General features: G+C 66.5%; 17 protein-coding genes. 16 read left to right on the forward strand and 1 reads right to left on the reverse strand.

Translation table 11 applies throughout. From position 1 onward, the window contains the following. Positions 1-25 precede the first annotated feature (25 nt). From O3305_RS00820 to O3305_RS00830, 3 genes are all read left to right on the forward strand, one after another. A complete protein-coding gene (locus O3305_RS00820) occupies positions 26-1147 on the forward strand; it encodes a hypothetical protein (protein WP_269574743.1) in 1122 nt (373 codons plus the stop codon). Next, positions 1147-2097: an alpha/beta hydrolase gene (locus O3305_RS00825; RefSeq protein WP_269574744.1), complete on the forward strand. Its 951-nt coding sequence runs from the start codon at positions 1147-1149 to the stop codon at positions 2095-2097. Before O3305_RS00820 ends, O3305_RS00825 begins: the two co-directional genes overlap by 1 nt. Positions 2098-2167: 70 nt before the next feature. After that, a complete protein-coding gene (locus tag O3305_RS00830) occupies positions 2168-3112 on the forward strand; it encodes a DMT family transporter (RefSeq protein WP_269574745.1) in 945 nt (314 codons plus the stop codon). 9 nt (positions 3113-3121) lie between these two features. On the opposite strand, the gene O3305_RS00835 is transcribed toward O3305_RS00830, so the two are convergent. Beyond that, positions 3122-4120: a LacI family DNA-binding transcriptional regulator gene (locus O3305_RS00835; protein ID WP_269574746.1), complete on the reverse strand. Its 999-nt coding sequence runs from the start codon at positions 4118-4120 to the stop codon at positions 3122-3124. A 125-nt stretch (positions 4121-4245) separates the two neighbouring features. On the opposite strand from O3305_RS00835, the gene O3305_RS00840 reads away from it, so the two are divergent. The 13 genes from O3305_RS00840 (at position 4246) to O3305_RS00900 (ending at position 20989) form a co-directional block, all read left to right on the forward strand. Next, positions 4246-5499 (forward strand): MFS transporter, encoded by a 1254-nt coding sequence (locus O3305_RS00840; protein WP_269574747.1) that lies wholly within the window; start codon positions 4246-4248, stop codon positions 5497-5499. Then, positions 5496-6560, forward strand: a complete 1065-nt coding sequence (locus tag O3305_RS00845) for a sugar phosphate isomerase/epimerase family protein (RefSeq protein ID WP_269574748.1) — start codon at positions 5496-5498, stop codon at positions 6558-6560. The genes O3305_RS00840 and O3305_RS00845 overlap by 4 nt, the downstream gene beginning before the upstream one ends. 34 nt (positions 6561-6594) lie before the next feature. Further along, positions 6595-7743: a Gfo/Idh/MocA family protein gene (locus O3305_RS00850; RefSeq protein ID WP_269574749.1), complete on the forward strand. Its 1149-nt coding sequence runs from the start codon at positions 6595-6597 to the stop codon at positions 7741-7743. Continuing rightward, positions 7740-8132, forward strand: a complete 393-nt coding sequence (locus O3305_RS00855) for a c-type cytochrome (RefSeq protein WP_269574750.1) — start codon at positions 7740-7742, stop codon at positions 8130-8132. Before O3305_RS00850 ends, O3305_RS00855 begins: the two co-directional genes overlap by 4 nt. Then, complete coding sequence (locus tag O3305_RS00860; protein ID WP_269574751.1) at positions 8129-9067, forward strand: hydroxypyruvate isomerase family protein; 939 nt, start codon at positions 8129-8131, stop codon at positions 9065-9067. Before O3305_RS00855 ends, O3305_RS00860 begins: the two co-directional genes overlap by 4 nt. Continuing rightward, positions 9064-9885, forward strand: a complete 822-nt coding sequence (locus tag O3305_RS00865; RefSeq protein ID WP_269574752.1) for a 3-keto-disaccharide hydrolase — start codon at positions 9064-9066, stop codon at positions 9883-9885. The genes O3305_RS00860 and O3305_RS00865 overlap by 4 nt, the downstream gene beginning before the upstream one ends. Beyond that, positions 9882-10451, forward strand: a complete 570-nt coding sequence (locus O3305_RS00870) for a gluconate 2-dehydrogenase subunit 3 family protein (protein WP_269574753.1) — start codon at positions 9882-9884, stop codon at positions 10449-10451. The genes O3305_RS00865 and O3305_RS00870 overlap by 4 nt, the downstream gene beginning before the upstream one ends. Continuing rightward, positions 10448-11293 (forward strand): TIM barrel protein, encoded by an 846-nt coding sequence (locus O3305_RS00875; protein ID WP_269574754.1) that lies wholly within the window; start codon positions 10448-10450, stop codon positions 11291-11293. The genes O3305_RS00870 and O3305_RS00875 overlap by 4 nt, the downstream gene beginning before the upstream one ends. Positions 11294-11315: 22 nt before the next feature. After that, complete coding sequence (locus O3305_RS00880; protein ID WP_269574755.1) at positions 11316-12992, forward strand: GMC family oxidoreductase; 1677 nt, start codon at positions 11316-11318, stop codon at positions 12990-12992. Between the two features lie 75 nt (positions 12993-13067). Continuing rightward, a complete protein-coding gene (locus tag O3305_RS00885; protein WP_269574756.1) occupies positions 13068-13388 on the forward strand; it encodes a hypothetical protein in 321 nt (106 codons plus the stop codon). Between the two features lie 165 nt (positions 13389-13553). Beyond that, complete coding sequence (locus O3305_RS00890; RefSeq protein ID WP_269574757.1) at positions 13554-15839, forward strand: GH92 family glycosyl hydrolase; 2286 nt, start codon at positions 13554-13556, stop codon at positions 15837-15839. A gap of 11 nt (positions 15840-15850) precedes the next feature. Beyond that, positions 15851-17845: a glycoside hydrolase family 2 protein gene (locus tag O3305_RS00895; protein WP_269574758.1), complete on the forward strand. Its 1995-nt coding sequence runs from the start codon at positions 15851-15853 to the stop codon at positions 17843-17845. A 162-nt stretch (positions 17846-18007) separates the two neighbouring features. Continuing rightward, on the forward strand, positions 18008-20989 hold the full coding sequence (locus O3305_RS00900) for a TonB-dependent receptor (protein ID WP_269574759.1): 2982 nt from the start codon (positions 18008-18010) through the stop codon (positions 20987-20989). The last annotated feature ends 162 nt before the right edge of the window (positions 20990-21151 follow it).

Here is a 21151-nt window from a genome sequence, read left to right on the forward strand (position 1 = left end):
CATCATCGCAAAAGGGGGAGGCAACATGTTGAAGGTCCTGATGATCGGCGCCGCGCTGCTGGGCGCCGCCACCGCCGATGCGGCGCATGCCCAGGGCGCGCTCGGCGCCAGCTACAACGACCAGTTCGGCGAGCTCGACTATCGCGACCTGGAGAAGTCCGGCGCGAAATGGGTGCGGATGTCGCTGCCCTTGCCGCAGCTCGACCGCGGCGTCGGCAGCAATGGCGTGCTCAACAAGATCCTCGAGGCTTCGGAGCGGGGATACAGCACCGTGCTGTCGCTCAAGTTCGGCTATGTCGGCACCATCCCGCCGCAGGTGGGGAGCGATGCGTATCTGAAGGACGTGGCGCGGCTGGATGCGGTGCTGGGGCTGGTGACGGGCAAGGTCGATGTACTGGTGATCGGCAACGATCCCTTCCTCGAGGTTCCCGAGAAGAACCGGGACGAGAGCTTCAACGCCTATTACGAGGCGGTCGCGCGGCAGGTGATCGCACACCGTGCGAAGACCTGCGCCGCGAACTGCCGGACGCGCCTCTACATGGGCGCGCTGGGCCGGCTGGAGATGCCGGCCGAGCGGAGCAAGGTGGTCGAGCGCTGGATGAGCTTCGTAAAGGCGACCCCGGAGATCGAGGGGGTGGCGATCCAGACGCATGTCGCCGAAGTCGAGGATACGAAGGCCTATCTGAAATACATCCTGCCGCGCATGCGCCCCGAGCAGAAGTTCGTCGTCACCGACTTCTCGCTGGTGAAGACCTGGACGGAGAACATGCAGGGCGCGATCCCCAAGGCGTTCGCCGAGAAATATGGCGCGCCGCGGACCGCGCAGAACTGGCAGATCGTCAAGGCGTCGCTGGAGACGCCCTTCTCCAAGGCGCAGTGGGACGAGTTCCTGTCGCAGAGCCCCTGGCTGGAGAGCCGCAAGCATTTCGTGGCGAACCAGATGCAGGTCTTCCGCGACACCGGGCGGCTCGCGGTTGCCACCATCGCGTTCACGCAGGGCGCCGCGCCGGCGGACAAGCTCAGCCCAGGCGCGGCTGCCTGGCAGCTGAACAGCGTCGTCGTCCGGCGCTCCGCCAAGCGCAATCCGGACGGCAGCGCGGCGTTCAACTATGCGTGGATCGACGATTTCAAGGCGCTGCAGAAGTAATGGACGTGGATCTCACTCGCCGAACCCTGATCGCCGGATCGGCGCTGGTCGCGACATTGCCGCTTGGCGCGGTGGCGGCGGCACCGATCGAGCGCTTTCCGATCTGGCCGGGATCGCCGCCGGGCGGGGAGGGGCTCACGGTGCGCGACGAGACGGTCCGGCGCTCGGTCAATGGGCCGGCCGACGACATCGCCTGGCCGCATGTCGCGACGCCGATGCTCAATGTCGTGCCCGCGGCCCAGCCCAATGGCGGCGCGATCCTCTATGTCCCCGGCGGTGGCTATGCCCGGGTGGCGGTGGGACGCGAGGGATCGGGGATCGCCCGTGCCTTCGCCGCGCGGGGCTTCACCGTGTTCGAGCTGCTCTACCGCCTGCCGCGCGACGGCTGGGCGGCGGGGCCGGACGTGTCGCTGCAGGACGCGCAGCGCGCGATGCGGCTGATCCGGGCGCGGGCGGGCAAGTGGCGGATCGACCCGGCCCGGGTCGCGGCGATGGGTTTCTCGGCGGGCGGCCATCTCACTGCCCGGCTCGCCAGCCGCGCGGCGCTCAGGACCTATGACCCGGTCGACGATGCCGATGCGCAATCGGCGCGCCCCATCGTCGCCGGGCTGTTCTTCCCGGTGATCACCATGGCCGACCCCGTGGCGCATGCCGCCTCGAAGCGCGAGCTGCTGGGGAGCGACGCCAGCCCGGCGCGGATCGCACGCTTCTCGGCGGAGAACGGCCTGCCGGCGGACATGCCGCCGACCCTGGTCGCGCATGCCGCAGACGATCCGGTGGTCAGCCCGGGCAACAGCCTGGCGATGTTCGCGGCGCTGCAAGCCGCCAGGATCCCGTCCGAACTGCACATCTTCGAGAAGGGTGGCCACGGCCTGCCGCTCAAGGAAGCGGGCAGGGACCATCCCTGGCCGGCATTGTTCGAGCGCTTTGCCCGCAACCACGGGATGTGAGCCGCCGGGCACGGAGCGTGCGTGAGAAGGCGGTGGCCTGGGCGGGGATCTGGAAATAGGAGGATGGGCCATGCGCCCGTCCAGTACCGCTCCGGATCGCCCGAGCCCCGCTCGAGTCCGCGCCCTGTATGCGATGCTGACGCTCGTGATGCTCCTCTGGGCGGGCAATTCGATGGTCGCCCGTGCCGTCCATGCCGAGATCCCGCCCTTTGCCCTGGCGCTCGGGCGCTGGGCCGGTGCCCTGCTGGTGGTCGCGCCCTTCGCCTGGCGGCGCGTGATCGCCGACTGGCCGGTGGTGCGGCAGCACTGGGGGAAGATTCTCCTGCTCGGGCTGATCGGCATCGGCGGATTCAACGCGCTGCTCTATTCGGGCCTGCGCTACACGACCGCCACCAACGGACTGCTGATCCAGGCGGCGATACCGGCGCTGGTGCTCTGTTTCGACGGGCTGTTGTTCAAGGCACGGCCGCGCGCCGCGCAGATCGCCGGCGTCTCGATCGCCGCGATCGGGGTGCTGACGATCATCCTCAAGGCCGATCCCGCCGCGCTGCTGTCGCTCAGCTTCAACATCGGCGACGTCCTGGTGCTGTGCGCCGTCCTCGCCTGGTCGCTCTACACCGCCCTGTTGCGCCTGCGGCCTCCGATCGATCCGCTGAGCTTCCTCGCGCTGACCTTCGCGATCGGCGTGCTGGCGATGCTGCCGTTCGCGATCGCGGAACTGCGGAGCTTCCCGCTGCACTTCACGCCGCGCGTGCTGGGGGCCTATGCCTATGTAGCGTTGCTGCCCTCGGTGGTGGCCTATTTCCTGTACAACAAGGCGGTGGGCGAGCTTGGTGCGGGCGCGGCGGGGCAGGTGATCAGCCTGCAGCCGCTGTTCGGCGCGCTGCTGGCGGTGCCGCTGCTGGGCGAGGCGCTGCACGGATATCACCTTGCCGGGATGGCTATCATCCTGGCGGGGATCCTGATCCCGGCGATGGCGGGGCGGCGCAGCCGGCAGGCGACCGCAAGCCCATAGCCCGCGCCGCTAGCCGAGCCGCTTGGTGCTGGATCGGATGATGAGTTCGTGGGGCAGGGTGATCTGGCTCACCGGACTGTCGTCGCCGCGCAATATGTCGACGAGCAGCTCGACCGCCTGCTGCCCGATATCCCCCTTCGGCTGGGCGATGGTGGTGAGGCCGGGCTGGAAGAAGCGGGCGAGCGGCAGATCGTCGAAGCCGACGACCGAGATGTCGTCGGGGCAGATGCGGCCGGCCTGGCGGATCGCGCTGATCGCACCCATCGCCATTTCGTCGCTGAAGCAGAACAGCCCGGTCACGCCCTGTGCGATCAGGTCCGGCACATGGTCGGCGGCGGACTGGGCGGAATAGTCGCCGACACGGACCCACAGCCGGTCGGCAAGGCCATGGCGCTTCGCCGCCTGCATCGCGCCGGCGAGGCGATCGCGGCTGATCGGGCTGACATGCGGGCCGGTAATGACGCCGATGTCGCGATGCCCGAGCGCGATGAGATGCTCGAGCGCGTCGCAGCCGGCGGCGGCATTGTCGATATGCACGCTCGGCACGCCGATATCGGGGCTGTACTCGCAGCCATTGACCACGGGTGCGCGGGCGCCCTGCTTCGACATCAGCGGGCGCAGATTGTCCGGCAGGCGGTGTCCGAGGAAGATCAGGCCGTCGACCTCGCGGCTGGAGAGCATGGCGGCATATTGATCCTCGATCGAAGGATCGTGCCGCGTGTCGCCGACGACGACCGCATAGCCGGCATCGCGCGCCGCTTCCTCCGCGCCGCGGATCACGCTGGCGAAGAAGGGGTTGGAAATGTCGGGGACGGTGACGAGGATCTTGGCGGCGCGGAGCGTGCGCAGCGTCCGGGCGGCGACGTTCGGCTTGTAGCCGAGCGACTCGACCACCTCGAGCACGCGCAGGCGGGTCAGCTCGGCGACGCGGTCCGGGTGGCTCAGGACGCGCGACACGGTGGCCGTGGAGACGCCCGCCATCGCGGCGACCTGGATGATGGTCGGCATTGACATTGATGTAACTCGTTACAGCGACATGTCGAGTAATGTAATCCTTTACATCGGCTTTTGACCTGCGTAGCCTGAGTCCCGACAAGCAGGAAAACTGCAGCAAAAAATGGGAGAGGGGCTTCGTGGCCACTTTGGGCAATGACGCGCTTGCGGCATCGCAGCGCCCGGTATCGGGGCTGCTCATGGGGCGTCTTAGCGCGCTCATGTTCATGCAGTTTTTCGTCTGGGGGGCGTGGAACGTCACGCTCGGCCTGGTCATGCAGACCGTCGGCATCGGCAGCCTCATCGCCAACGCCTTCTCGGTAGGTCCGATCGCCTCGATCGCCGGTTCCTTCCTGCTCGGCATGGCGGCGACGCGCTATCTGAGCCCCAGGGCGCTGATGGTGATCCTGCATCTGGTCGGCGGCGCGATCCTGCTGGTGATGCCCGCGCTGGTGACGCCGGAGAATGGCACCACCTTCGTCTGGGTGATGCTCGGCTACATGATCCTCTACATGCCGACCGTCGGCCTTGCGAACACGATCGCGCTGAAGAGCTTCGGCGAGCGCGCAGACCGCTTCCCCTTCGTTCGCGCCTTCGGCACGCTCGGCTGGATCGTCGCGGGCCTGATCATCGGCTGGGTCGGCCTGTCGGCCAGCCCCGAGATCTTCCGTGTCGCCGCGGTCGTCTCGATCGCGCTCGGCCTGTACAGCCTGACGCTTCCCAATGTCGCGCCCGATGCGCCGCGTGACGAGAGCCTGGTTCGCCAGGTGCTGTGCGTCGAGGCGTTCGGCCTGATGCGGCAGCGCTCCTATCTGATCTTCATCCTGGCGGCGACGCTGATCTCGGTCCCGCTCGCGATGTACTATGCCTATGCCTCGGCCTATCTCGGCGTGGCGGGGATCGAGAATGTCGGCGGCACCATGGCGATCGGGCAGATGTCCGAGCTGGTGTTCATGTTCTCCATGCCCTGGCTGTATCGCCGCTTCGGCGTGAAGCCGCTGCTGCTGGTCGGCATGATCGCCTGGGCGCTGCGCTATGCGCTGTTCGCGATCGGTGACGGCGGCAGCTCGCTCTGGGCGATCTATCTCGGCGTGGCGCTGCACGGCGTGTGCTACGACTTCTTCTTCGTCGCCGGTGCGATCTATACCGGCACCATCGCCTCGCCCAAGGGCGTCAACGCGCAGGCGCAGGGCATGCTGACCCTGTTCACCTACGGCGTCGGCATGCTGCTCGGCTCGCAGATCGGCGGGCTGCTCTACGCGCAGCTGCCCGAGGCTTCGACCATCGCCGACTGGCACCAGATGTGGTGGTATCCGGCAATCGCCGCCGCGGTCATCGCGGTGCTGTTCCAGCTCTTCTTCCGCGACGACAGCCGGACGGAGACCTCGGCATGAACGCGATGAAGGGCCCCGCGATCTTCCTCGCCCAGTTTCTGGGGGACAGCGCACCGTTCGACACGCTCGATGGTCTCGCGGAATGGGCCGGCGGGCTCGGCTATGTCGGCGTCCAGATCCCCTGCGATCCGCGGCTGATCGACCTGAAGCTGGCTGCCGAAAGCAAGGCCTATTGTGACGACCTGCGCGGCAGGCTCGCCAGGTTCGGCGTCGAGCCGACCGAGCTTTCGACGCACCTGCAGGGCCAGCTCGTCGCGGTGCATCCGGCCTATGACCAGCTGTTCGACGGCTTCGCGCCGGCCGAGCTGCACGGCAAGCCGGCCGAGCGCCAGGCCTGGGCGGTCGAGCAGGTCAAGCTCGCGGCCAAGGCGAGCGCCAATCTCGGGCTGAATGCGCATGCGACCTTCTCGGGCGCGCTCGCCTGGCCCTATGTCTATCCCTGGCCGCAGCGGCCCGCGGGGCTGGTCGAGGAAGCGTTTGCCGAGCTCGCCCGGCGCTGGACCCCGATCCTCGACGTGTTCGAGGAAGCGGGCGTCGACTGCGCCTATGAGATCCATCCCGGCGAAGACATCCATGACGGCGCGACCTGGGAGCGGTTCCTGGAGGCGGTGGACAATCATCCGCGCGCGCGGATCCTGTTCGATCCGTCGCACTATGTGCTGCAGCAGCTCGACTATCTCGACTTCATCGACCGCTATCACGACCGGATCTCGTGCTTCCACGTCAAGGATGCCGAGTTCAACCCGACCGGGCGCACCGGCGTCTATGGCGGCTATGAGAGCTGGGTGAACCGCGCCGGCCGCTTCCGCTCACTGGGCGACGGGCAGGTCGATTTCGTCGGCATCTTCAGCAAGCTGGCGCAATATGGCTATCGCGGCTGGGCGGTGCTCGAATGGGAGTGCGCGCTCAAGCGATCCGAGGACGGCGCGCGCGAGGGCGCCCCGTTCATCCGCGACCACATCATCCACGTGACCGACCGGCCCTTTGACGACTTCGCCGCGAGCGGAGTCGATCGGGCGGCGATCCGTGCGCTGCTGGGGCTTTCGCCGCAGCAGGACTGAACTCGAACTCGTCGGTTGAGGGAATAGGCGTTCCATGGTTCGACACGCGCTTCGGCTCGGCATGGTTGGCGGCGGGGAGGGTGCCTTTATCGGCGCGGTCCATCGCATGGCGGCGGCGCTCGACGGCGACTGGCAGCTCGTCGCGGGTGCGTTCAGCACCGATGCGGGGCGCAACCAGCGGACCGGCGACGCGCTCGGCCTGGCGCCGCAGCGCGTCTATGCCTCGTTCGATGCGATGCTGGCGGGCGAACGGGCGCTGCCCAAGGGCGAGCGGATCGACGCGGTTGCCGTCGTGACGCCCAACCATCTCCATGGCCCGATGGCGATCGCGGCGCTGGAGGCGGGCTTCCACGTCTTCTGCGAGAAGCCGATGGCGATGAGCGTCGCGGAGGCCGAGGCGATCGGCGCGGCGGCCAAGGCCAGTGGACGCCATTTCGCGCTCGCCTTCACCTATAGCGGCTATCCGCTGGTCGAGGAGGCGCGGGCGCGGATCGCGCGGGGCGATCTTGGCGCGATCCGGCTGGTCCAGGTCGAGTATCTCCAGGGCTGGCTCAGCCGGCCGATCGACGAGCAGGGCAACAAGCAGGCGGAGTGGCGCACCGATCCGGCGCGCGCCGGGCTCGGCGGCTGCCTGGGCGATATCGGCACGCATGCCTTCCAGCTCGCCGAGCATGTCTCGGGGCTGCGGGTGGATTCCGTGTCCGCCGAGCTGACTACCCATGTGCCGGGCCGCCGGCTCGACGACGATGTCAGCGCGCTGCTGCGCTTCACGGGCGGTGCGCGCGGCACGCTCAAGGCGAGCCAGGTCGCGGCCGGCGAGGAGAATGGGCTCAAGCTGCGCATCCATGGCGAGCAGGGCGGGCTGGAATGGGCGCAGATGGAGCCGAACACGCTGACCCTGCGCTGGCTCGACCGGCCGGCGGAGATCGTGCGCGCCGGCGGGCCGGGCCTGCAGGACAGCACGGCAGCGCTGCTGCGCACGCCCTCGGGTCATCCCGAGGGTTATGTCGAGGCCTTTGCCAACCTCTATCGTGCCTTTGCCGCTGCGATCCGAGGCGATGGCGACCGCTGGTTTCCCGGCGTCGCCGATGGACTTCGAACAATGCGTTTCATCGAGGCGGTCGTCGCCAATGCGGCGTCGGACGCGAAATGGACAATGGTTGATCCGGGAGAGAAAGAATGAAGCTTCTCGTGTGCCTGGGAGCGTTGAGTGCCGCTGGGGCGGCCCAGTTCTTCGTCAGCGTACCCACTGTCGCGCAGACCGCGGCCCCCACCGCGCCGCCGCCAGCATTCAATGCCTGCCGCGCCTGCCATACGGTGGAAAAGGGCGGCAGGAACGGCGTCGGGCCCAATCTCTACGGCGTGGTCGGGCGGACGGCGGGTGCGACGCCGGGCTTCAACTATTCGCCGGCGATGAAGAACTCGAAGCTGCGCTGGGACGAGAAGACGCTCGATGAGTATCTCGCCGGGCCGGGCAAGAAGGTCCCCGGCTCGCGGATGCCGATCGGCATGCCCGATCCGGCCAAGCGTGCCGCGATCATCGCCTTCCTGAAGGCCGGGAGCGGCAAGTGACCGGCGCGGTCACCCGCCGGACGGTGCTCGCGGCCGGGGCCGTGGGTGCTGCATCCTCGGCGATGGCGATGGGCGGAAGTACGGGCGGGCAAGGCTCGAACGCCGCCTATTTCTCGCTCGGCTATGCGCCGCACGAGGGCAGCTTCGCCAGCCGCGGCGGTCTGTTCGAGCAGATCGCCTATGCCGCCGACCAGGGCTTCAGGGCCTGGGAGGACAATGAGGCGCGCAGTCGCCCGGTGGCCGAGCAGGAGAAGATGGCCAAGGTCTTCGCCCAGCGCGGCATGAAGATGGGCGTCTTCGTCGCCAGCATGCCGAAATGGGCGCAGTCGCGGCCGCTGCTCGGCGGCAGTGACGATGCCGAGCGCGAGGCGTTCCTTGCCGATATCCGCACCTCGATCGACGTCGCCAAGCGGCTCAACGCCACGCGCATGACGGTGGTCACCGGCTTCCTCGATCAGAAGGTGCCGCTCGACATCCAGACCGCGCGGGTCATCGACGTGATGCGCAAGGCCGGCGACATCGTCGCGCCGCACGGGATCGCGATGGTGATGGAGCCGCTGAATACGCGGACCAACCATCCGGGCGTCTACATGCAGACGATCGCGCAGGGCTTCGCCGTCGCGCGCGGGGTGAACAGTCCGGCGGTGAAGATCCTCGCGGACCTCTATCACGAGCAGATCCAGTCGGGGAACCTGATCCCGGCGCTGGAGATGTGCTGGAGCGAGATCGGTTATCTGCAGTTCGGCGACAATCCGGGCCGCAACGAGCCGGGCTCGGGCGAGATCAACTATGCCTCGATCGTCCGTTGGCTCCGCGCGCGGCGCTATGACGGCGTGATCGGCATGGAGCATGGCAATTCGGTGAAGGGCCGGGCCGGCGAGGACCGGCTGATCGCGGCCTATCGCAAGATCGATACACAGGGAGAGGGACTATGACGCGCATGCGCATGGCGGGATGCGTTGCCGCCGGCTTGATCGCGATCACGGGCGCATTCGCCTTCGCGCAGGAGAAGCCCGGCTTCAAGGACACGCCGCAGCTGCCGGACGGCAAATGGCTCGTCCATGATGCCGACCGGCCCGCGCCGACGGTGACCACGCCGGCGGCGGCACCGGGCGGCGCGCCTTCCGACGCGATCGTGCTGGCACCTGATGCCTGGCAGGCCGAGACGGCGCCCTGGCAGGTCGCGGGCGGCGTGATGACGGTGCCGGCGCGCGCGGAGGGTGCGAAGGAGAGCAACCTCGTCTCGAAGCAGAGCTTCGGCGACGTCCAGCTCCATCTCGAGTTTCGCTCGCCCAATCCGCCCAAGGGCAATTCGCAGGATCGCGGCAACAGTGGCGTCTGGTTCATGCAGCGCTACGAGGTGCAGATCCTCGATGGCTATCAGAACCCGACCTATGCCGATGGCACGGTCGGCGCGGTCTATGGCTGGAAGCCACCGCTGGTGAATGCCGCGCGCAAGGCCGGCGAGTGGCAGAGCTACGACATCATCTTCGAGCGGCCGCGCTTCGCGGCGGACGGCAAGCTGGTGCGCCCGGCCTATGTCACTGCGCTCCTGAACGGCGTGGTGGTGCAGAACCACCAGGCGCTGCTCGGCACGACGATCTGGCGCAAGGTCGCCAGCTACCAGGCGCATGGTGATGCGGCGCCGCTGCAGCTGCAGGATCACGGTTCGCCGGTCTCGTACCGCAACATCTGGGTGCGCCCGCTGCCCGAGGCGGCGATCGCGCAGGACCTGCCGGGAGGCGCGAAGTGATCGACCGGAGAACCGCGCTTGCCGGGGTCGTCGCCATGTTCGGCGCGGCGACCTTCGCGCCGCTCGCCCGCGCCGCCGGTGCGGGCAAGGCTTCGAACATCCCGGTGATCAGCGAGGGGCCGCCGAGCGTGGCGGTGTTCACGCCCGCGCAGCGCGCGCTGATGACCGCGCTCAGCGAGCGCATCCTGCCGACCACGGATACGCCGGGCGCGATCGCGGCAGGCGTTCCGGCGTTCATCGAGAAGATGCTGGCCGACTGGGCGCGGCCGACCGACCGGGTGCCGATCCTCGCCGGGCTCGACGCGATCGAGGCGCGCAGCCAGCAGGATTACAAGGTGTCCGGCGCGCAGGCGACGGCGGAGCAGCAGGACGCGCTGCTCACCCTCGCGATGAACGGCCAGCTGCCCTCGGGCGGCGTGTTCTTCGAAGCGTTCCGGCAGCTCGTTCTGGCCGGCTACTACACGTCCGAGATCGGCATCACGCAGGAGCGCGAATATCTGCCGGTGCCGGGCGAGTATAACGGCGCGTTTCCCTATTCTCAGGTCAACAAGGTGTATTCCGCATGATGATCAGCCGCAGGAATCTGCTCGCCGGCGCGGGCGGCGTCGCAGCACTTTCGCTTGCCGACTTCGCGATCGCACCGGCATCCGCCGCGCAATTGAAGGCGATCGGCCTCCAGCTCTATACGGTCCGCGAGATCTTCCAGAAGGACCCGGTCGGCACGCTCGAGCAGGTCGCGCGGATCGGCTATCGCGAGGTCGAGTTCGGCGGTGGCGGCTATGACACCATGGATCATGCGCTGCTGCGCAGGACGATGGACCGGCTCGGCCTAAAGTCGCCGTCGCTGCACATCGGCTATGACGCGCTGCTCGGGCAGTTCGACAAGTCGGTGGCGATGGCGAAGACGCTCGGCGCCGGCACGGTGGTGCTGCCCTACATGACCGACGAGCACCGCACCGAGCAGGGCTGGAGTGCGGCGCTGCCGAACTTCAATCGCTTCGCCAAGGGCCTGAAGAAAGCCGGGCTCGGCTTCGCCTATCACAACCATGATTTCGAGTTCACCACGAAGCCGGGCGGCATCAGCCTGTACGAGCGGTTCCTCAAGGAGACTGATCCGGCGCTCGTGAAGGTCGAGCTCGATCTCTACTGGGCGGCGCATGCCGGCGAGGATCCCGGCGCGCTGATCGATCGCCTGTCGAAGCGGCTCTATGCCTATCATGTGAAGGACATGCGTGCCGATCGCAGCATGACCGCAGTGGGGCAGGGGACGATCGATTTCGCCGCGCTCTTCAAGCGGAAGGGCAGCGCCGGCGTCCAGCATTTCTATGTCGAGAATGATCAGGCGCCGGCGCCCTATCTGCCCGACATCACCACCAGCTTCCAGACGCTGCGCGCGCTGCGTTTCTGATCAGGGTTCGGGAGGGAAGAACATGGCTTCGACCAACAGGTTCGATGCGATCGTCATCGGCTCCGGCGTAAGCGGCGGGTTCGCTGCCAAGGAGCTTACCGAAAAGGGACTGCGCGTCCTCATGCTCGACCGGGGCGTGATGGTGGAGCACGGGGAAGGCTATACCTATGACGGCAAGCCGGCGTTCGAGGTGCCGGCGCGCAACATGATGCCGCCGGGCCTGCGCGACAGCGACTATTTCATCGCCAAGCACGGCTATGTGCAGCCGAGCAACCGGGCCTTCTACAATGACGACCGGCTGAACCCCTATGCCTTTGACGAAGGCAGCAAATTCTACTGGATCCGGCCCGGTGCGGTCGGCGGCAAATCGCTGATCTGGGGGCGGTGGAGCTTCCGCTGGAGTCCGGCCGATTTCGAGGCGAACAAGCGTGACGGGATCGATGGCGACTGGCCGATCCGCTATGACGACCTCGCGCCCTGGTACAGCTATGTCGAGAAATATATCGGCGTGTCCGGATCGCGCGAGAACCTGCCCTATCTGCCGGACAGCGAATTCCAGCCGCCGATGCCGATGAACATCGCGGAGAAATGGCTCAAGCAGCGGCTGGAGAGCGAGTTTCCGGGGCGCAAGCTGATCAACACGCGCCTGTCCAACATGACCGAGGACAAGCCCGATCAGAACCGGACCAAGTGCCAGTTCCGCAACCAATGCGGCAATGGCTGCTCGTTCGGCGCCTATTTCTCGACCCAGGCGGTGACGCTGCCGGCGGCGCGGGCGACCGGGCGGCTGACGCTGCGTGCCGATGCGGTGGTGACCAACCTCGAATATGACGCCGCGAAGAAGCGCGTCACCGGGGTCCGGTTCATCGACGCGAAGACCGGGCAGGCGGAAGTGGTCAATGCCGGGCTGGTCTTCCTCTGCGCCTCGGCGATGGCATCGAACCAGATCCTGCTCAACTCGCGGCCAGCGGGCAGCGGGCGTAGCCATTTCGACAGCAGCGGGACGCTCGGCAAATATGTGATGGACCACATCTTCCGGGTGTCGATCGATGGCGACATCCCGGGGATGGAAGAGTTCATCGAATATGGCCGGCGGCCCGGCGGGGTCTATATTCCCCGCTTCCGCAACAATGGCGGGGACGAGGGCGTCGGCTTCAAGCGCGGCTATGGCTATCAGGGCAGCGCGCGGCGCGAGCCGTCGCCGCCGGTGGGCTTCGGCGCGTCGATGAAGCACGGGATGCGCAAATATGGCGGGTGGAAGTTCGGCATGGGCGCGTTCGGCGAATGCCTGCCCTATGAGGACAATCACGTCTCGCTGCATCCCGACAAGGTCGATCGCTTCGGGGTGCCGCTGATGCGCTTCGACGTGCGCTTCCGCGAGAATGAGCTGCGGATGATGGCGGACGCGCGGACACAGGGCGAGGCGATGCTCAAGGCCGCGGGGCTGACCAACGTCAAGAGCTATGAGGACGAGCACGTCCCCGGCGACGCCATCCACGAGATGGGTGGCGCGCGTATGGGCGCCGATCCGCGTTCCTCGGTCCTGAACAAGTGGAGCCAGGCGCACGACGCCGAGAATCTCTACGTCACCGACGGCGCTCAGATGGCATCCGTATCCTGCGTGAACCCCTCGCTGACCTTCATGGCGCTCACGGCGCGGGCGGCGGATCACGCCGTCAAGCAACTCGCGAGCGGGTGAGGCTGCTTCCTTCCGGCTCGCATTGAGGGCCGGGAGAGGTCTGCCAATCTAGTTGATCCGTGCCGGTGCGCTTCCATGGAGCGTGCCGGCACGGAGCGTTTTGGCTTGCGGCCAGGCCGGCCGCGCCGAATCTCGCGCGTGTCCTTCCGCGACGAGTGCTTCGCGCCATTCGATCCTGCAAGAAGCGGTCGAAATCCGATTTTCGCCGACCCGAAAACCAGCGGCAAAATGTCCGTCGAGGCACCGCGGGGCATCGATCTGATTTATCAGGAGAATTGGCGCAGGCGGACAACTGGGCGCGTCGGCCTGCGCCTCGAGTGCGCGAGTTCATTTGACAAAATGATTTATTTAATCGAAGTTCCGACTCGTTACCGCCGCAAAGGCGGAACGCAATGAACGGTGGAGATGCCGTTCTCTTGGAGAGGATAGATGGGGCCTTCCGTTCTGCGGGCCGGGGATCGCGCACGTCGCCGCGCGATCGGCAATCTCGTACATCGCCGTGTAACGCGTTTCGCCGCATTGGCCGGAGCGGCATCGCTGCTGGCCATCGGGTCATCGGGGATGGCGCAGGATTCCGGACGTGCGGATGCGGGGCAGGCCCCCGTGGACATCGCCAACCCGCTGGTGGGTACGGCGCCGCTGGACAATCCCGAGTTCATCGGCAACGCGCCGCCCGCAGGCGAACCACTCTATTCCGGCCTGACTTCACCCGGTGCGCGCCTGCCGCACAGTGCAGTCGAGGCCGCACCGGTCAATTCGAATGTCGAGCTGAGCTATCCCTGGGGCGTAGCGACCCCATACTATTACACCAATCCCACGATGATCGGTTTCACCGGTGGCGGCGGCCCTACCTATGGTGCGCGCGCCACGCCGATGCTGATGCCGATCGTCGGCGACTGGACGGTGCCGCCGGTCTATACCGAGGCCTGGTACGACAAGGCGCATGAAGTCGCGGCGCCGGGCTATTATTCGGTGTTCCTCGACAGCTTCAAGACGAAGGTCGAGCTGACCGCGACGCAGGCGACCTCGCTGATGCGGTTCACCTTCCCGGCGACCGAGCGGGCGCATGTGATCCTGAACCTGCAGGGGCGGGGCGGCCAGGTCGAAGTGGTCGGCGACCGTACGGTGCGCGGCATCATTGGCGACCGCAACGACAACGATGCGCGCGATGGACGCTATTTCGTCGCGGAATTCTCCAAGCCCTTCAAGCGTTTCGGCACTTTTCGCAAGGCTCCGGGCAATGCCCGCGGCTATGGCATCGGCGACAAGGACGTGCAGCCCGATGCCCGGCAGATCGAGGGGGCGTTCGCCGGCAGTTATGCCGATTTCACCACGCGCGACGGCGAGCGGGTGCTGGTCCGCATCGCGTACGGCCCGAGCTACGAGGCGGCGACGCGGCGGCTGCGGCAGGAAAGCCCGGACTGGAATTTCGACCGCATCCGTGGTGCCGCGCGCGCCGAATGGGCGAAGCTCCTCGACCGCGTCCGGGTGAGCGGCGGCACCGAGAAGCAGCGGATGCTGTTCTATTCGACGCTGTTCCAGTCCTTCGCCAGCCCGCGGCTGGTGGCGCGAAAGGGCGAGCATTTCACCGATACGAACGGCAAGACTCAGGTCGCCAGCTATGACCGCTACGGCCCGGTGCCCTTCTGGGATACCGGCCGCAACCAGATCGTGCTGCTCGAGCTGCTCGAGCCCGAACTGACCCGCGACGTGATGCAGTCCGAGCTCGACATGGCCCGCGAGCGCGGGTTCATGAACACCTCGTTCCACGGCGACAATGCGGTGTTCCTCTATCTCGGCGCGATGCGGCGTGGCATCGCGTTCGACTATGCGGCAGCGTACGAGTATCTCCGCAAGAATGCGCTGGATCCCAAGGGGCCGCGCCACTTCCTCGACGAATATATGGCGCGCGGCTGGATCTCGGACGTGGTGCCGGACCGCAACCCGAGTCCGCCCCATGCGGACGGCAAGGCGGGTGCTGCCAAGACGCTCGAATATGCCTGGGACGACGCCGCGCTCGCCGATATGGCCGAGCGACTGGGCAAGCCGCAGGATGCCACGCTGTTCCGCAAGCGCGCGGGCAACTGGCGCAACGTGTTCGACCGCTCGATCGGCTTTGTCCGCGGGCGGACCGAGGACGGCAAGTGGTTCACACCCTTCGATCCGGCCGAGCCCTATTACAACCACATGATGAAGGAGGCGTCGGGCTGGTCGACCCTGTGGCTGGTGCCGCAGGACGTGCAGGGGTTGATCACCGCGCTGGGTGGCCGGGCCGCGTTCAACGCCAAGCTCGATGAATTCTTCACCAGGCCCTACAACCCCACGGGCATCTGCCGCGACTGCACCGGCGTGATCGGCCAATATGTGCAGGGCAACCAGCCGGACCAGCAGGCCCCCTATCTCTATGCCTGGAGCGGCCAGCCCTGGAAGACCCAGGCGCTGTCGCGCCGCATCCTGCGCGACCTCTATGGCAGCGACGCCGCCGGCTATGGCTATCCGGGGATGGACGACCAGGGTGCGACATCGTCCTGGTACGTGCTGAGCGCGCTGGGCTTCTACACGGTCGATCCGGCAAGCGACGTCTATGTGCTCGGCAGCCCGATCTTCGATCGCGCCGCGCTCAGGATGGGCAATGGCAAGACGCTCGAAATCGTCGCGAAGAACAATTCGGCGACCAACCTCTACATCCAGTCCGCCACGCTGAACGGCAAAAGCTGGACCAAGCCGTGGTTCCGCCACGCCGACATCGCGAACGGCGCCGTGCTGGAACTGACCATGGGCGCGAAGCCCAATCCGGCTTGGGGCAGCAGCCCGGCCGATGCGCCGCCCTCGCTGAGTCGGCACTGAGGAGTTTGACGATGCGTACCATGATGCTCGCCCTGTTGCTGTCGGGTGCCGCGACCGAGGCACTGGCCCAGCAGGCGCCGGCTGCCCGCGCGGATGCGACCTATACCGGCGGTGCGATGATTACCCGCTGGGGCCGCGATGTGACGCCGGAGAATGCCTGGCGCAGCTATCCGCGCCCGCAGCTTGAGCGCGAGAAGTGGCTGAACCTCAATGGCCAGTGGGACTATGCCATCACCAGGGCGGCGGCGCCGATGCCGCCGCCGACCCAGATGGACGGCAAGATCCTGGTGCCCTTCGCCGTCGAATCCCGCCTGTCGGGCGTGGCGCGCAAGGTGCAGCCCGAGGACCGGGTCTGGTATCGCCGCAGCTTCACCGTGCCCGCCGACTGGGCCGGGCAGAATGTGATGCTCAATTTCGGCGCGGTCGATTTCGAGGCGCATGTCTGGGTGAACGGCGCGGTCGTCGGTGCGCACAAGGGCGGGTCGAGCCGCTTCGGCTTCGACATCACTCCGTATCTGAAGCCCGGGGCGAACGAGCTGGTCGTGCAGGTCGCCGACCCGACCAGCGCCGGCAGCCAGCCGCGTGGCAAGCAGCTGCTGAACCCGGACGGCATCTGGTACACGCCGGTCAGCGGCATATGGCAGACCGTATGGCTCGAGCCGGTGCCCGCGCTGCACATCGCCGATGTGCGCGCGACGCCGGACATCGATCGCGGCACGGTGGAAGTCGATGTCGCGCTTTCGGCCTGGGCGAGCGACACCGACGCGGTGCGCCTGAGCGTGCGCTCGCAGGGCAAGACGATCGGCTCGACGATCATCCGCGCCAATCGCCATGCCAGCATCGCCATCCCCGACGCGCATCTGTGGTCGCCCGAGGACCCGTTCCTCTACGACCTGGTTGCCGAGCTGGTGACGGTGCGCGATCCCTATGCCGACCGGAAGGAGCGCGACCGCGCCGCCTATGACTCGCGCTTCACCGTGGGCGAGGGGCAGGCCTATGCCGCCGCGCAGGTGGAAGGCGCCGCGCGCGACATCGCCAAGGCCTATTTCGCGATGCGCAAGGTCTCGGTCGGGCCGGGCAAGGTACATGGCCAGCCGGCGCTGCTGCTCAACAACAGGCCCTATTTCCACAATGGCGTGCTCGACCAGGGCTGGTGGCCGGACGGGCTGCTGACCCCGCCTTCCGAAACCGCGATGCGCTACGACCTGGAGTTTCTGAAGAAGGCGGGCTTCAACATGGTCCGCAAGCACATCAAGGTCGAGCCGGACCGCTATTACTACGACGCCGATCGCATGGGCATGCTGATCTGGCAGGACATGCCCTCGGGCGGCGGCGAGGACCAGTTCCTCGCCGGCACCAGCCAGAGCCAGGCGGTATTGTCGTCCGAGGTGATGGCGCAGCAGCAGTTCGAGCTGTCGCACATGATCGGCGACCTGCGTGCCTTCCCCTCGATCGTCCTGTGGGTCGTCAACAACGAGGGGTGGGGGCAATATGACTCCGCCACGCTCACCAGGTTCGTGCGCGGGATGGACCCGAGCCGGCTGGTCAATTCGGACAGCGGCTGGCTGGACGTGGCGGGCCGCGATTCCGACGTGTTCGACATCCACACCTATGAGGACGTGCCGCACACGCCGGCACGCCAAAGCGACCGCGCCATCGTGCTCGGCGAATATGGCGGGGTGGGCTGGCCGATCGAGGGGCATCTGTGGCGCGACGACAAGCGTTGGAGCTACCAGGTCACTACCGATTCCAACGACTATCTCGCCCGCTATCGCCGCAAGTTCGACGAGGTGGTGCGGCAGGCGAAGGAGAATGGCCTGAGTGCGTCGGTCTACACCCAGACGACCGATGTGGAGGGCGAGATCAACGGCTTGCTCACCTATGATCGCGCGGTGGCCAAGGCTCCGGCGGAGGCGTTCGCCCGGATGTCAGCGCCGCTGTGGGACAAGCCGGAGCCGGCGGCGAAGGATGTGCCGCCGCCCAGGAAGCGCAAGCGCGGCTCATAAGGGCGCAAACGCGCAACAGCTGGTCGGGATAACGCCACGACCGCAACCGGATACAATTGACAAATTGATTTTAGTATTCTGATTTTGAAGCGCCTCAAGGGAATACCCAGGGCGCATAACATCGGGCCAGCGCCTGGCCTGAACTTGGAGAGGGAATAGGGGATGACTTTTCGTGCACGCACGCCATTGGCCGGTCGCAACCGGCTGATATGCCAACTGCTTGCATCGGCCAGCATCGCGATCACGATGAGCGGTGTGGCCCATGCCCAGGATGCCGCCCAGTCCGCACAGGACGCAGGGCAGGCACAGCAGGATGCGGGTGCCCAGGGTGGCGACATCATCGTCACCGGCTATCGCGGCTCGATCGAGAAGAGCCTCAACCAGAAGCGCGAGGCCAACGCCTTTGTCGACGTGATCACGGCCGAGGACATCGGCAAGTTCCCGGACAAGAACGTGGCAGACTCGCTGCAGCGCGTGCCGGGCGTCATCATCGATCGTGACGGCGGCGAAGGCAGCCGGGTCAGCATCCGCGGCCTCAGTTCCGACCTGACGCTGACCGAGCTCAACGGCAACTTCATCGCGTCGGCCGACAGCGGGGACCCCTCGCGCTCGTTCAACTATCTGCTGCTGCCCTCGACGCTGATCGGCAGCGTGGAAGTGTACAAGTCGCCTGAAGCGCGCCTCGATGAAGGCGGTGTTGGCGGCGTCATCATCAACCGCACGCGCAAGCCGTTCGACCTGAAGCCCTGGTCGGGCACCGTCTCCGCCGAAGGCACCTATTCGGACGTGACCAAGAAGGTCGAGCCGAACGTCTCCGGCCTGCTCTCCTGGCACAATGAGGACAAGACGCTGGGCTTCCTGGTCGGCGCCACCTACCAGGTGCGCACGAACCGCTCGCTCAGCGCCTCGGGCGACAGCTGGCACTGGTGGACCGACGATAAGGCCACCGATCCGGCGACCGACGTCAACGGCAAGACCTTCGCCAATGATTCTGCCATCGACTATTGGAACAGCGGCAACAACGCCGGCACCACCACGCGCGACGGCAAGCATTACAGCGGCTATTGGGCGCCCCAGTCGGTCAGCGAAACGATTATGGAGCAGAAGCGCAAGCGCCTGGGCATCCAGGCGACGGCGCAGATGAAGCCGTTCGACAATCTCGAGATCACGGCGAACTATTTTCGCTTCCAGCTGAACGGTGACTACACCCGCAGCAGCATCAAGATCCCCGAATGGGGCTATGGCAATTTCTTCACCGGCGCGACGTTCGACAAGAGCGGCACGGTCCTGACCGGCGCGACCTTCGAGGTTCCGCCCGAAGGCACCGGCTGCCGCGTTCCCGGCAACATGTGCACGATGGAAACCCCGGCACCGCAGGACACCTATGTCCGTGAGAAGAGCGTCTCCAACACCTATGAAGTGCGCGGCAACTGGGAACTCGGCCACCTGAACGTCGACTTCGTCTTCGGCAAGACCAAGGCGACCGGTGGCCCGTCGTTCCAGTTCTATGCCCAGGCCAAGCCGCGCAACGGCTCGGTCAACGGCAACTCGCTCAGCGCCTGGAACTTCACCGATCAGTCGATCGCGATGAACTTCTCGCCCAACGTGATCCAGAACATGCTGAACGGCGTGGCGCAGATCGACCTGGGTTCGACGGGTTCGGGCTTCACCAACAGCTCGCTCTCCCAGCGTTATGCCCAGGTCGACCTGACCCGGAAGTTCGACTCGCCCTTCTTCGACTCGATCCAGGTCGGCGCGAAGTGGCGCGATGCCGCCATCCACCGCGAGACCGGTCGCTTCGAATGGTATTCGGACGCCGCCAACACCCTGCGCTTCCAGGATACGCCGGGTGGCGCGCTGGCGCTGCCGGAGATCTTCTACCCGAGCTCGCTCGGCAACATCGCCGGCGGGTTCCAGACGAGCGCCTTCCCGGCGATCAACATCCGCAACTATATCGACTATCTGAACAAGACCTATAGCGGCCCGGTCCGCGTTCCCGAGCCGCAGAACGTCTACAACATCGGCGAGCGCATCTGGGCCGGCTATGGCCAGCTGAACTTCAAGACGAGCACGGTTCGCGGCAATATCGGCCTGCGCGTGGTGAATACCAAGCAGGACGGCACCTCGACCGACCGCATCACCTACGAGAACGAGTATTGCGTCAACGGACCGGGTGGCGCGTTCGACCCGAACAAGCCCGTGGGCGCGGACGGCAACTGCTCGGTGATCCCGGAATCGCAGCGCCAGCTCCGCGTGTTCAGCCCGAACTCGGAGAGCAAGACCTACACGGACTTCCTGCCGAGCTTCAACATCTCGTGGGACGTGACGCCGAACCTGCTGCTGCGTGCGGCGGCGTCGAAGGTGATCGCACGGCCGGGCTATGGCGACCTGGCGGGCTCGCGCGGCCTGACCTTCAACTCGGATGCATTCGTGTTCGACCGTGCCCAGTTCGGCGCGCGACCGGGCTGGTTCGGCGATGGCGGCAATTTCGACCTGAAGCCGTTCAACGCCTGGCAGTATGACTTCGGCGTGGAATGGTATTTCCACCGTGGCTCGGTGCTGGGCGCGACCCTGTTCCGCAAGGACGTGAAGGACTTCATCGTGCCGGTCGTGATCGACCTGCCGCAGGAAGTTGCCGGTCAGACGGTCACGGTCCAGCAATATGCGACCCAGGCCAATGGCTCGAGCGCCGTGTCGCAGGGTGTCGAAGTCTATGCCCAGCACACGCTGGACTTCGGCCTCGGCGCGCAGGTGAACTTCACCTACAACGACACCTCGATGGCGGACGTCGCGCTGAACGGGAAGAAGCTTGGTGAATCGCCCCTGGTGGGCAGCGCCAAGACCCAGCTCAATGCGTCGATCTTCTACGAGCACGGTCCGATCCTGGTGCGCGCTTCGTACAATCGCCGCGGCGAGGTGGTGCGCGGGCTGTCGTCCGGCCTGAACGTCTATGACGATCCCTATGAGCAGGTCGACCTCAACGCCGCGGTCGACGTCTTCAAGAACTTCCAGATCACCGGCTCGGTCATCAACCTGACCAAGTCGGAGCAGCGCCAGCACCTCGGCAACGACACGAAGGACCGGTTCATTTCGAACGTCTATTCGGGCCGTCGCTTCTATCTGGGCATGGCATACAAGTTCTGATCATCGAATGAGTCAGCCCCCTGACTCAGGAGGTGGCCCTTTCCCCCCGGGCCACCTCCACCCCCGTTCCGGCGGGGCAGGGGAGAGGACGACAATCATGCAGCCGTCGGGTCCCCTGAGGCCCGGCGGCCCATGACTTCGGGGTGGGGGAATAAGGGGACG

The sequence above is a fragment of the Sphingomonas sp. NIBR02145 genome, from assembly GCF_027359115.1.
Classification (GTDB): domain Bacteria; phylum Pseudomonadota; class Alphaproteobacteria; order Sphingomonadales; family Sphingomonadaceae; genus Sphingomonas; species Sphingomonas kyeonggiensis_A.